Source organism: Pseudooceanicola lipolyticus (genome assembly GCF_002786325.1).
GTDB classification, from domain to species: Bacteria; Pseudomonadota; Alphaproteobacteria; order Rhodobacterales; family Rhodobacteraceae; genus Pseudooceanicola_C; species Pseudooceanicola_C lipolyticus.
The window spans coordinates 1-12,085 of record NZ_PGTB01000128.1 but is presented as its reverse complement, the minus strand read 5'-3'; the positions used below and the strand labels follow the sequence as shown (position 1 = coordinate 12,085).

The 12,085-nt window shown below is 65.4% G+C and carries 10 protein-coding genes; 3 read left to right on the top strand and 7 right to left on the bottom strand.

The window, feature by feature from the left end:
• Nucleotides 1-215 precede the first annotated feature (215 nt).
• The 4 genes from phnE (CVM52_RS19785) to phnC form a co-directional block, all read right to left on the bottom strand.
• The gene (gene phnE / locus CVM52_RS19785; RefSeq protein WP_100164153.1) at nucleotides 216-1,532 is read right to left on the bottom strand and encodes a phosphonate ABC transporter, permease protein PhnE; all 1,317 of its coding nucleotides are present in this window, start codon (nucleotides 1,530-1,532) and stop codon (nucleotides 216-218) included.
• Entirely contained in the window at nucleotides 1,529-2,398 is an 870-nt protein-coding gene (gene phnE / locus CVM52_RS19780; RefSeq protein WP_100164152.1) for a phosphonate ABC transporter, permease protein PhnE, read from the bottom strand. Before phnE (CVM52_RS19780) ends, phnE (CVM52_RS19785) begins: the two co-directional genes overlap by 4 nt.
• A 67-nt stretch (nucleotides 2,399-2,465) precedes the next feature.
• Nucleotides 2,466-3,368 carry a phosphonate ABC transporter substrate-binding protein gene (gene phnD, locus CVM52_RS19775; RefSeq protein ID WP_100164151.1) on the bottom strand — a complete coding sequence of 301 codons (903 nt, stop codon included), beginning with the start codon at nucleotides 3,366-3,368 and terminating at the stop codon, nucleotides 2,466-2,468.
• A 32-nt stretch (nucleotides 3,369-3,400) separates the two neighbouring features.
• On the bottom strand, nucleotides 3,401-4,213 hold the full coding sequence (gene phnC, locus CVM52_RS19770; RefSeq protein WP_100164150.1) for a phosphonate ABC transporter ATP-binding protein: 813 nt from the start codon (nucleotides 4,211-4,213) through the stop codon (nucleotides 3,401-3,403).
• Nucleotides 4,214-4,476: 263 nt separating this feature from the next.
• On the opposite strand from phnC, the gene CVM52_RS19765 reads away from it, so the two are divergent.
• Both CVM52_RS19765 and CVM52_RS19760 read left to right on the top strand, forming a co-directional pair.
• The gene (locus CVM52_RS19765) at nucleotides 4,477-5,259 is read left to right on the top strand and encodes an HAD-IIB family hydrolase (RefSeq protein WP_100164149.1); all 783 of its coding nucleotides are present in this window, start codon (nucleotides 4,477-4,479) and stop codon (nucleotides 5,257-5,259) included.
• Between the two features lie 17 nt (nucleotides 5,260-5,276).
• A complete protein-coding gene (locus CVM52_RS19760) occupies nucleotides 5,277-6,497 on the top strand; it encodes a glycosyltransferase family protein (RefSeq protein ID WP_100164148.1) in 1,221 nt (406 codons plus the stop codon).
• A gap of 164 nt (nucleotides 6,498-6,661) precedes the next feature.
• On the opposite strand, the gene CVM52_RS19755 is transcribed toward CVM52_RS19760, so the two are convergent.
• The 3 genes from CVM52_RS19755 to CVM52_RS19745 form a co-directional block, all read right to left on the bottom strand.
• Nucleotides 6,662-8,413 (bottom strand): sugar phosphorylase, encoded by a 1,752-nt coding sequence (locus tag CVM52_RS19755; protein ID WP_100164147.1) that lies wholly within the window; start codon nucleotides 8,411-8,413, stop codon nucleotides 6,662-6,664.
• Nucleotides 8,414-8,620: 207 nt separating this feature from the next.
• Complete coding sequence (locus CVM52_RS19750) at nucleotides 8,621-10,027, bottom strand: glutamine synthetase family protein (RefSeq protein WP_240621009.1); 1,407 nt, start codon at nucleotides 10,025-10,027, stop codon at nucleotides 8,621-8,623.
• Nucleotides 10,020-11,336 (bottom strand): aromatic ring-hydroxylating dioxygenase subunit alpha, encoded by a 1,317-nt coding sequence (locus CVM52_RS19745; RefSeq protein WP_100164145.1) that lies wholly within the window; start codon nucleotides 11,334-11,336, stop codon nucleotides 10,020-10,022. Before CVM52_RS19745 ends, CVM52_RS19750 begins: the two co-directional genes overlap by 8 nt.
• Nucleotides 11,337-11,456: 120 nt before the next feature.
• Between CVM52_RS19745 and CVM52_RS19740 the strand changes: the two genes are divergently transcribed.
• On the top strand, nucleotides 11,457-12,085 hold a 629-nt coding region (locus CVM52_RS19740; protein WP_100164144.1), incomplete at its 3' end, for an IclR family transcriptional regulator domain-containing protein.

Sequence of the window (12,085 nt, the reverse complement as noted above, 5' to 3'; positions counted from 1 at the left end):
CGGACCGGTGGCGCCGGCAGAAACCGCGGCGCCAGGACGAAGGCGGCGGCGGCCAGACCGCCCAGCAGCGCCAGCAGGGCAAGCGCGCGCAACAGCAGGATCACGGTTTCGCCCATGGCGCGGCGGCGCGGTTCGGTGATCGTTTCATTCCCTTCTGCTCCCGGCTGACCTATCGGGCGAACCTATCGCCGGACCGGCGTCCGGGACAAGCCGCCTCAGTGGCCGCCGTCATCGCCACGGATCAGGCGGCGCCGCAACCAGCCCGACAGGCTGTCCATCGCCATCACCATGAGCACCACCAGAACGATGTAATAGGTCACCTCTTCCCAGTCTTTCTGGGTGATCATCGCCTGGGTCAGCAGCAGGCCGATACCGCCGCCGGTGATCGCGCCGATGATGGTGGCGCTGCGGGTGTTGGATTCGAGGAAATACAACACCTGGCTCAGCAGCACCGGTGTCACCTGCGGGATCACGCCAAAGCGATACCGTTGGACCGGCTTGGCCCCGGTCGAGGTCACGCCGTCGATCTGTTTCTTGTCGACATTTTCCAACGCCTCCGAGAATATCTTGCCAAAGCTGCCGGTGTCGGTCAGCAGGATCGCCAGCGCACCGGTCAGCGGGCCGGGACCGAAGGCGCGCGACAACAGGATTGTCCAGATCAGCGCATCGACCCCGCGCTGGAAGTCGAAGATGCGGCGGAACAAGAAGCGCAGGCTGCGCAGCGGTGCAAAGTTCTTCGCCGCCAGAAAGGCCAGCGGCAGCGCGACGATGGCGGCGCCGAAGGTGCCGAGGAAAGCCATCAGGATGGTTTCGAAAATCGCCCAAGCCACATCGGCATGGTGCCACATGGCATTGCCCCAGAAATCGGCCCAGGCGCCGGCCAGGTTCGAGCGGGCCGGGTCAAGCTGCGGCCCAAAGGCCAGGGCCGCGGGCGAGACCCCGTGATAGGGGCTGTCCAGGGTGAAAAAGAACAGCTCCCACCCGAAGGCATAGCGGAACACCTCGGTGCGGTTGCGGGTCAGCGACACCCGCCCGGCCGGCGTGCGCAGGTCCAGGCGACTGCGCGACAGTGACACCCAGTCGGGCAGGTCTTCGGGCAGATCCGCCACCACCTGGCGGCCATCTATGCGTGCCGCGACGGTGCCGTATCCTGCTATTTCGAAGCTGAGCGCAGCGTCGGGGAGGAAGGTCACCCGGTTGCCGCCGCCAAGGTCGATCACCGTGCGCGCGCCCTCCAGCGTGACCCAGTCCGGCGCCTGCCCCTGCGGATAGGTGCCCCGGCGCTCGCCTTCGATGGCGACGGTCACCTCGCCCGAACGGTTGTCGCGGGTGACATGGGTCTTATAGCTGTAGATGTCCGCCATCAGCGTCTGGGCATTGTCCAGCCGCGCGCGCTGGGCCAGGCCCGGAATATCGAAGGCCAGGAAGACATAGGCCAGATAGAGCAGGATCACCGCCGGGATCGCAAAGGCGATCAGGCGTTTGCGGGCAAAGCTGCGGTCGGCCGCGGCATAGAGCGCCGTGTCGGTCATGTGCGCACCTCGGTGCCGATGAAGCGGTCGCGCAGATAGCCCGACAGCTGATCGAAGAACACGATGGTCAGGAACAGCAGGATGAAGATCGCCGCCGCCTCGTCGAACTTGCCCTGGCCCCAGGACATGGCGTTTTTCAGCTCGTATCCGATGCCGCCCGCGCCGACAAAGCCAAGGATGGCCGAGGCGCGGATATTGATCTCGAACCGCAGCAGCGCATAGCTGATCCAGTTCGGCGAGACCTGCGGCACCACGCCCAGCGCCATGCGCTGCGCCCAGCTGGCCCCGACCGAGGCCAGCCCCTCGACCGGCTTCAGGTCGGCGTTTTCGTTGACCTCGGAAAACAGCTTGCCCAGGGCGCCGGCGGTGTGGAAGGCGATGGCGATCATCGCCGGCACCGGACCCCCGCCCAAAACGAAGATCAGCACCAGCGCGATGACGATCTCGGGCACCGCGCGCATGATGTCCATCACCCGACGGAACACGGGGATCATCGCCGGCCACAGCGCCAGGCCGCGGGTCGCCAGCAGCGACAGCAGGATCGCCGCAACCGCGCCGATCAGCGTCGAGGCGGCGGCGATGTTCAGCGTCTCCAGCAGGGCGGGAAAGAAATCGACAAGGTGGCCGGGCAGCAGGTGCAGCTTGGTCGAGGCGTCGCGCCAGACATCGGCCGGGAAGTCCAGGATCTGCGGCAACCCGGACCAGAAACCGCCGGCATTGCGGGCATCGGCCAGCATAAAGCCCGACACCATCATCAGCCCGAACAGCGCCAAGGTCAGACCGCCGTAAAGGCGCCTGCGCTGTACCAGCGCAAGGTAATGCGCGCGCGTATCGGCGCGCGGCGCAGAATCAATGATATGGGCCATCCGGACCTCGACAAGCAGACCGGGCCCCGCGACCGCGCACGGGGCCCGATTGGGGGACTGCCAGAGCTTAGTTGCTCTTGGCCTTGCGGGCCTCGATGATCGAGAGATAGGCCTCGTGAGCGATCGGGTCGAAGCCGAGCGATTCACCGGCCGAGATGTTGTAGGTGCAATCCGGATCGGCGTCGTACATGCCGTCCACCAGCGCGGTCATGGTCGCCTTGACCTCGTCCGGCAGCGCCTTGCGCAGCACGATCGGGCCTTCCGGGATCGGCTTGGAGCGCCAGATTTCCACCAGGTCGTTCATGTCGATCAGGCCGGCATCCACCGCCTTGCGCAGCGCACCCGAGTTGTACCCGTCTTCCCAGGCGCCCTGGCCGTCGGCCCAGGTCACGCCGGCATCGACATCGCCATTGTTGACGGCAACGATGGTCTGCTCGTGACCGCCGGTAAAGACGACCTCGCCGAAATAGTCGCCATTTTCCATGCTGGCGCCGGTGGCCTGGGGAATCTCGATCGACGGGATCAGGTAACCCGAGGTCGAGTTGGGATCGCCAAAGCCGAATTTCTTGCCCTGCATGTCATCCAGCGAGGTCACGCCGCTGTCCTTGCGGGCAAAGCCGATCGAATGATAGCCGTAGGAGCCGTCGAGGTTGATCTTGACCAGCACCGGCTCGACCGCTTCGGGATCGGACAGGTAGGTGGCGGCATAGGCCGAGGCGCCCAGCCAGGCCATGTCGATGGTGCCGCCCAGCAGGCCCTGGATCACGCCGTTATAGTCGGCCGGGGCGAACAGCTTGGCCGGAACGCCCAGCGCTTCTTCGGTATAGGTCTGCAGGCAAGCGTGGCTGGCCAGACGGTCCTGGGCGTTTTCGCCGCCCAGGATGCCGATGCGGAACTCGGTGATCTCCTGCGCCAGAACCGGGCCTGCCAGCACGGTGGTCGCAAGCGCGGCTGCGATGACTTTCTTCATGTCCTGTACTCTCTCTCTATGATTGTCAGGTGTCAGGCGGGGGCGTGCATCCGGCCGGCCGCGCCCTGCGGGTCGCGGATTTCGGTTGATGTCGCTTCCTCGGAAAAGGTCTCGTCCGCGCCATAAATGTCGCGGGCGACCCCGGTGGTCAGCTGTGCGGGCGTGCCGTCGAAAACGATGCGCCCGTCACGCATACCGATCACCCGGTCGCAATAGCGCCGGGCGGTGTCGAGCGTGTGCAGGTTGGCGATGACGGTGCGGCCGTCCTCTTCGTGGATCCGCCGCAGCGCCTCCATCACCACCTGCGCGTTCATCGGATCGAGCGAGGCAATCGGCTCGTCCGCGAGAATGATCTTCGGATCCTGCATCAGCGCCCGGGCAATGGCGACGCGCTGTTGCTGCCCGCCCGACAACGCCTCGGCCCGTTTCGGAGCGTGCTGGGCGATGCCCAACCGATCGAGGATGTCGATGGCGCGATGGATGTCGTCGCTCGGGAACAGGTTGAACAGGGTTGCAAAGGTCGAGCGGCGGTTCAGCGTGCCGTGCAGCACGTTGGACACCACGTCCATGCGCGGCACCAGGTTGAACTGCTGAAAGATCATCGCGCATTGCGACTGCCAGGCGCGTTTCTCGGCGCCCTTCAGCGACAGCACGTCCCGGCCTCCGAACATCAGGCTCCCGTCCGAGGCATCCGTCAACCGGTTCATCATCCGCAGCAGCGTCGACTTGCCCGCGCCGGACCGACCGATAATGCCCAGCATGATGGGCCGGTCGAGTTTGAACGTCGCCCTGTCAACGGCCAGGTTGGCACCGAACCGTTTGGTCAGGCTCTCAAGAACCAGCATCAGGACCCCCTTCTGTTCCGCGCTCTCGCTAGGGGCGCTGCATCAAGCTTGTGTGTCAGGGCTGCAAAAGATTTGTAACAAGCCCGGCGGAGCTGTGGACAAACGGGGCCGCGTTGCCGGAACTGCCCGCTTTTCCATCACCTTGGGGCAAGCGCGCCCTTGGCCCGGCGCCTGCGAACCGCTAACAACGGGGAACCAAACGGGCACGGCCGCCGTTGCGCCATCAAAGTCCGCCCAACAACACGGTACTGTCCGCCCGAAACATGCGTTCCAACCTGCCGCTCCTCGTCTTTACCGATCTCGACGGCACGTTGCTGGATCACGCCTCCTATGACTGGTCGCCGGCGCGCCCCGCCCTGACCGCGCTGCGCGCGTTTGGCGCCGGACTGGTATTGGCCAGCAGCAAGACCGCGGCCGAAATCGCGCCGCTGCGCGAGGCCGTCGGCTTTGCCGACTGGCCGGCCATCGTCGAAAACGGCGCCGGAACACTGCCGCCCGGGGTGCAGGGCAGCGCCGGCGACAGCGCCCATCGCACCGTTCTGGCGGCGCTGGCCGCCCTGCCCGCCGATCTGCGCGATGGTTTTCGCGGCTTTTCCGACATGACGGTAGACGAGGTGGCCGAGCGCACCGGCCTGCCCGCCCCCGATGCCGCCGCCGCGAAGGCTCGCCAGCATTCCGAACCCGGCCTGTGGTCGGGGGAGGAAGCAGGCTGTGCAGCCTTTGTCGCGGCCTTGCAAAAACACGGGGTGTCGGCACGCCGCGGCGGCCGGTTCCTGACCCTGTCGCTGGGCCAGACCAAGGCCGACCGGATGCGCGAGATCGCCGCCGCGGCGCGGCCGCTGCACACCGTCGCCCTGGGCGACGCCCCCAACGATACCGAGATGCTGGCCGCCGCCGATCTTGGCATCATCGTCGCCAACCCGGCCGCGACGCCGCTGCCGGAACAGCCGGGCGAAGCGGCCGGGCACATCCGGCGCACGATTTTACCCGGTCCTGCCGGTTGGAACCGGGCTATCCTGGACCTACTCTCGGATCTGAAGGCCTAAGCAAAAGGGAACAGCGCATGGCGGATTTTCATCAGAACGGCAATATCGCCACGCTTCACAATCTCCGCACCAAGTCGCTGGAGGAGATGACCTATGAGCTGGAAACCTTCGCCCAGTCACGCAAAATCTCGCTGATCCTGCCCTGCCTCTATTCCGAGCTCGAAGGGCCGGCGATGCCGAACATCCTGAGCGAGCTGAAAGAGGTGCCCTATCTGCACCGCATCATCATCGGGCTGGACCGGGCCGATGCGGCGCAGTTCCGTCACGCGCGGCAGTTTTTCTCGGAGTTGCCGCAGAACCATATCGTGATCTGGAACGACAGCCCCCGGATGCTGCAGCTGGGCGAACGGCTGGGCGAGATCGGGCTGGCCCCGGAGGAACCCGGCAAGGGCAAGAACGTCTGGACCTGCCTGGGCTATCTGATCGCCTGCGCCGACAGTTCGGTGATGGCGATCCACGATTGCGACATCCTGACCTATTCGCGCGAATTGCTGGCCCGGCTGACCTATCCGGTCGCCAATCCGAATTTCCCCTACCAGGTCGCCAAGGGCTATTATCCTCGCATCGGCGAGGGCAAGCTGAACGGGCGGGTCACCCGGCTGCTGGTCAGCCCGCTGCTGATCGCGCTGAAACGGGTGATCGGCGACCGCGACTACCTCGATTACCTGCGCAGTTTCCGCTATCCGCTGTCGGGCGAATTCGCCATGCGAACCGGCATCCTGCCCGATTTGCGCATTCCCTCGGACTGGGGCCTGGAAATCGGCATCCTGTCCGAGGCCTGGCGCAATCTTGCGCCGCATGCTGTGTGCCAGGTGGAAATCGCCGATGCCTATGATCACAAGCACCAGGATCTCAGCGAAGAGGATGCCTCGACCGGGCTGTCGCGGATGTCGACCGATATCTGCAAGGCGATCTTCCGCAAGCTCGCCGCCGATGGCACGGTGTTCACCTCGCATGTCTTCCGCACCCTGAAGGCAACCTATTACCGCTGCGCGCTGGATGTGCTGGACGCCTATTACAACGACGCCAAGATGAACGGGCTGGCCATCGACCGCCACCGCGAGGAGCAGGCGATCGAACTTTTCGCCGAAAACCTGATGCGGGCCGGGCAGATCTTCCTCGACAACCCGCAGGAGACGCCGTTTATCACCACCTGGAACCGCATCCACGCCGCCGACCCGTCCTTCCTGTCGGAATTCCGCGCCGCAGCCGCGGCGGACGAGGCGGAGTTCAGCTGAACCGGCGGTAAATTCCGTCGACAGAATTTGTCAAAAGTCATCGATGACTTTTGGCCTTCGGCGAGATGCGATCCTGTGCCAGCCAGAGCATCCGCACCCATCCGCGGATGCAAATTCTGTCGACAGAATTTGTCAAAAGTCATCGATGACTTTTGCCCGCCGCCTCAGCGCGGCGCGCGGTTGGTGATCCAGCGGCACTGATAGGGCTGCAAAACGATGTCCTCGCCGGTGCTCTCGATCCGCTCGCCCGACAGCAGGTCGACCCAGTCCTCGTCCTCGATCATGTTCAGCGACGAGGCCACCACGTTTACCACCTCGTCGCTGACATTGTGCAGCGCAAAGATCGACTGGTCGCGGTCCAGGCTCTGGCGCCACACCCCGAAGATGCGCTCGTCCAGGTTCAGAGTGAACTGGGTGGCATTGGGATGGAAGGCGACCTGGCGCGCCCGCAGTTTCAGCCGCGCCGACAGCGCCCCCAGCACCCGCGCCTGCGGCGAGTCGGGATCGTCCAGCTGCGCCAGCAGCGTCGGGTAATCCCAGCGGTGCCGGTTGATCGCCCGGTTCATGCCGCGCCGCGCCACCTGGTCGTGATCGTTGGGCGTGGCCAGCAGCGAATGGATGTAGAAGGCCGGGATCCCTTCCAGCGACATCACGATGGTCTGCGAGCAGATGAACCGATCGAACTGCCAGTCGTCTTCGCCCCGGAAGGTGCCGCGCAGCGCCTCGTAAAATGTGCAGTTGATCTCGTAGGGCGACTCGGTGCCATCCGCCAGCATCCGCATCGACACCAGCCCGCCCAGCGATTTCACCGTCTCGATCATCTTGTCTTTCTCGGCCTCGGGCAGAACGCCCTCCGCCGGGCGCATGCCGATGCCGTCATGGCTGGCCGAGAAGTTGAGATAGGCGCAGCCCAGCTGCGCCGGCGGCATGCCCTGCTGCCATTTGTTGAGATAGCGCGCGGTGCCCGATTGCAGCGCGTGCAGGATCAGCGGCGGCAAGGGAAAGTTGTAAACCGCATGCGCCTCGTTGCGATTGCCGAAATAGCTGAGATTCTCGGCCTTGGGCACATTGGTTTCGGTCAGCAGCACCACCGGTTCGGTGGTGAAATCGCACAGCAGCCGGATCAGCCGCACGATGGCATGGGTCTGCGGCAGGTGGATCGACGGCGTGCCCGGTTCTTTCCAGATGAAGGCCACCGCATCCAGCCGCAGGATCCGCACGCCCATGTCGATATGCAGCCGGATGATGCGCAGGAATTCCAGCAGCACCTCGGGATTCTTGAAATTCACGTCGATCTGGTCGTGGCTGAAGGTGCACCAGACATGTTTGGGGCCTGCCACCGTGTCGACCTCCTGCAGCAGCGGCGTGGTGCGCGGGCGCACCACCATGCTCAGGTCGTCCTCGGGCGAGGCCTCGAAAAAGAACTTGTCGTAGGGCGCAATGCCCTGGCGGTAGGCGTTGAACCAGGGCCCCTGGCTGGAGACATGGTTCAGCACCAGGTCGGACATCAGCAGGAAGGCCTCGCCGATCCGGTTGATATCGGCCCAGTCGCCCAGCTGCGGATTGACCGCGCGATAATCGGTCACCGCGAAACCGTCATCCGAGGTATAGGGAAAGAACGGCAGGATATGCACCCCGTTCACCACGCCCTTCAGCCGGGTCACCAGGAAATCGTGCAGCAGATCCAGCGGCTTGTGTTTGCCGTCGATCAGCGAGTTGCCATAGGTGATCAGCAGCGCGTCCTGTTCCGACCACAGCCGGTTGCCCGGCACCCGCGAGCGTTTGCGCCGATGGGTGCCCTCGGGCCAGAAGGCGTCGACCACGTGGCTGGCCAGGATATGCGGATCGAGATCGGGATAGACGCGTCCCAGCAGGTCGGCGAGTTTCTGGCTGAACGAGAGGGAGGGTTGGGTCATGTCGACAGTGGCTAATATGTCCTGCGGTTGGCGGCAAGGCGGCCCTGCGTGCAGGCCACCTGCCCCCAGCATGTGGAAGACGCCGCCGCAGTTCAATCGCTGCGCCGCAGAAAACCGCCGCATCCGGGATTTCGCGGCCCTACTGGTGTATTTGCGTGGCGGTTTCGCCCGATTGTCGCCGGCCGCGCAACGGTTCCGGGCGGTGGCCTACAGCAGGTTGAAATATTCCGCCTGTTCCCAATCCGACACGGTGGCAAGATACCGGTCCCATTCCGCGCGCTTGAGCCGCGCCAGATAGGCCGGGAATTCGCCGAACAGGTCGCGGAACAGATCCGCGCCTTCGAACGCTGCCAGCGCCGCGCCCAGGCTGGTCGGCAGCGCCGCCGCCGAGGTGTCGTAGGGCGAGGTGGTGGCCGGCGGCGCAACGAGGCCCCGCGTCACCCCATCCATTCCGGCGGCAAGCTGGGCGGCGAAGGCGAAATAGGGGTTGGCCGAACTGTCTGCCGCGCGGTTTTCCACCCGGCTGGCCGCGTCACCGGGCGCGGTCAGCGCCCGCAGCATCGCGCCGCGATTGTCGGCGCCCCAGGCGATGCGGTTTGGCGCCAGCTGAAAGGGTTGATAGCGCTTGTAGCTGTTGACCGTCGGCGCCACCAGCAGGCTGGCCGCCGCCGCGTGCTGCAGCAGCCCGGCGATCCAGCCCGAGGCCGCCGGTGACAAAACCGCATCCTTGTCCGGCATGAACAGGTTGCGCCCGGCGGCATCGGACACCGACTGGTGGATATGCCAGCCATTGGCGGCGATATTTTCAAGCTGCGGCTTGGCCATGAAACTGGCATGCAGGCCGCGTCGGGCACAGACCTCTTTCACCATGGTGCGGAACATCACCATGGTCGCGGCCTGTTCCAGCGGTCCGGCCGGGTCAAAGGTAATCTCGAACTGGCTGGGTCCCATCTCGATCTCGACCGAGCGCACCGGCATCCCCATCGCCTGGGCCGATCGGCGCAGCAGGTCGAGCAGCTCCTCGGCCTCGCCATAGCGGGTTTCGGAAAGGTACTGATAGCCCTGCGTCAGCGCCCGGGTCCGGACCGGCGCGCCCGGCATGGTGGTCCGGGGGTGATCCAGCGCATCGTCGACCCGCGCGAAGACGTGGAATTCGACCTCCAGCCCCATCTTGGCGGTCCAGCCGCGGGCCTCCAGACCGGCCAGGGCGCGGCGCAGGACCTGAACCGAGGAAAACGGCACTGGCGTGCCGTCGCGAAAATGGACGTCTGACAGGATCCAGGCCGAATGCGGCGACCAGGGCAGCGTCTTGAAGGTGGCCGGGTCGGGATGCAGGATGACATCGCCGGCCCCCTGCAGCGGCCCGGCCAGGCCCGGATCCTCGGACCAGACCGGAAACACCGTGCGCTGCGCGGTATCCTTCAGCAGCAGGGTCGAGGGCACGCCAAGGCCGGTGCGGAAGGCCGAGTCCAGCGCCGCCGCCACGACCGTCTTGCCGCGCAGGATGCCATGCGGATCGACGAACAGGATGCGGACGGTTTCGATGCCGCCCTCGGCGACGCGGGCCAGAACCTCGTCGGCCGTTTCGGGCGCGCGCCAGGCGCCGTCAGACACGGGCGTCCCACGGGCAGCCGGCCCGCCGCTCTGCGTCGCTGAGCGCTCCGGCCCCGGCCCAATCGCTGTCGGCGATGATGCTGTCATTGCAGACCGGCCCGAAAATCGCCGCCGGGTCGGTGCCGTTTTTCATCGGCAATTCCGCGAACTGCCCGGCCTTGGCGGCGGCGATCGCCGCGCGCAGCTTGCGGCGAAAGCGGATGATGCCGACATCGGTCTTGCCCAGATGTTCCTGGGTCCGGTCCTGGATGCGGCCCATCGATTCCACCGCCCACTGGTCATGCACATTGATGTCCAGACCCATGCCGGTATAGGTCTCTTTCGCCTGTTCCTCCGGGTCATAGCCGTAATTGTTGCGCGCGTTTTTCAGCGGCGCGTAATCCGGCAGCCGGTGTTCCCGGAGCCGCTGGTCCCGCATGACCGCCTTGTCGACCGGTTTGTCGAAACTGGTGAACATGGAATACCAATAGCAGGTTTCGTCATCCACCGGCACATGCCATTGCGTGATCGTCATCTCGCGCGACATCGGAATACAGATCGCCTCGGGGAAAATCTGGTTGGTCACGCGCACATGGGTGCGGCCATCGTCCAGGTGTCGCAGCGCGGTCAGGCGCAGGCCGTAATCGGTGTCTTCGACATGGATCTCCGGGCGCGGATAGTCGCGCAGCAGCTTGGTCATCGGCATCTCGGTATTGCCCGCCTTGTCGCGGAACTGCTTGCCATAGCCTGCCTCCGGATCCTCGTCCTGCAGAAAGCGGTGCAGGAACGAGGCATGCGCCGGGTCGATGCCCACTTCCAGCGCCTGCAGCCAGTTGCATTCCCACAGCCCCTTGAAGGCGAAGACATGGGTTTCCGGGGCGCGGAAACAGTCGAGATTGGGAAAGGCCGGCGGCGCGCCCACGCCCATATAGGCCCAGACGATGCCGTTGCGTTCAACCACCGGATAAGAGGCGGTCTTGATCTGCTGGTGCATCCGGCTGCCCTCGGGCTCGCCCGGCTGTTCGACACATTGTCCGGTGCGGTCGAAATGCCAGCCATGGAACGGGCAGCGCAGGCCGTTATCCTCCAGCCGGCCAAAACACAGATCGGCGCCGCGATGCGGACAGTGCCGGCTGATCAGGCCCAGTTCGCCCTGGCTGTCGCGGAACAGGACCAGATCCTCGCCCAGCAACCGCACCGGCACCACCGGCCGCCCGCGCATCAATTCATCGCTCAGCGCGGCGGGCTGCCAATATTGGCGCAGCACGCTGCCCGCATCGCTGCCCGGCCCGACACGGGTCAGGCTGTCATTCTGCTCCTGGCTGATCATCTGGGTCTCCCTGGCAATCCGGCTGGTTGACAAATGTGCGCATATCGCACAAAACATTTTATATACGACCAGACTGCGGGATCCCCCCGCGATATGTCAAGCGAAACCCAAGGCCCACCAATGTCTGCCCCAGCACAAGACCGCAGCACCGCCAGCACATTTGCCAAGGGCATGGCGATCCTTGCCGCCTTCGATGGCAGCCGCCCGTCCCTGACGCTGGCCGATCTGGCGCGCGCCACCGGGCAGGACCGCGCCACCGCCCGGCGCGGCGCGCTGACGCTGATGCAGCTGGGATATCTGTGCCAGGACGGGCGCGATTTTCGGCTGACGCCGAAGGTGCTGATGCTGGCCGGCGGCTTCCTGCAGGCCAACCGCTTTGGCCGCGACGTGCAGCCGGTGCTGAACCACTATGCCGCCGAGCTGGGGCACGAGATCACCCTGGCCACCCGCGACGGGCACCAGGTTTTGCTGCTGGCCCAGTCGGCGGTGCAGAACGGCCCGGTTTCCTTTGGCTTTACCCTGGGCAGCCGTTTGCCGCTGCTGCATACCGGCCTGGGGCGCATGTTGCTGGCCTGCGAAGCCGATGCCGGCCCGCTGGTGCAGGCGGCGCCCCTGCCGCAGCACACCGCCGAGTCGCTACAGGACCGCGCCGCGATCCTGGCCGCGGTCGCGGCCATCCGCGACCAGGGCTTTGCCGCCACTGACGGCGAATTCGAACCGGGAATCGTGGGCTATGCCCTGCCGGTCAG

Bases quoted from the DNA above. Each gene is read 5' to 3' on its own strand.
- phnE (WP_100164153.1), bottom strand. From the start codon at position 1,532: ATGACCGACACGGCGCTCTATGCCGCGGCCGACCGCAGCTTTGCCCGC.
- phnE (WP_100164152.1), bottom strand. From the start codon at position 2,398: ATGGCCCATATCATTGATTCTGCGCCGCGCGCCGATACGCGCGCGCAT.
- phnD (WP_100164151.1), bottom strand. From the start codon at position 3,368: ATGAAGAAAGTCATCGCAGCCGCGCTTGCGACCACCGTGCTGGCAGGC.
- phnC (WP_100164150.1), bottom strand. From the start codon at position 4,213: ATGCTGGTTCTTGAGAGCCTGACCAAACGGTTCGGTGCCAACCTGGCC.
- CVM52_RS19765 (WP_100164149.1), top strand. From the start codon at position 4,477: ATGCGTTCCAACCTGCCGCTCCTCGTCTTTACCGATCTCGACGGCACG.
- CVM52_RS19760 (WP_100164148.1), top strand. From the start codon at position 5,277: ATGGCGGATTTTCATCAGAACGGCAATATCGCCACGCTTCACAATCTC.
- CVM52_RS19755 (WP_100164147.1), bottom strand. From the start codon at position 8,413: ATGACCCAACCCTCCCTCTCGTTCAGCCAGAAACTCGCCGACCTGCTG.
- CVM52_RS19745 (WP_100164145.1), bottom strand. From the start codon at position 11,336: ATGATCAGCCAGGAGCAGAATGACAGCCTGACCCGTGTCGGGCCGGGC.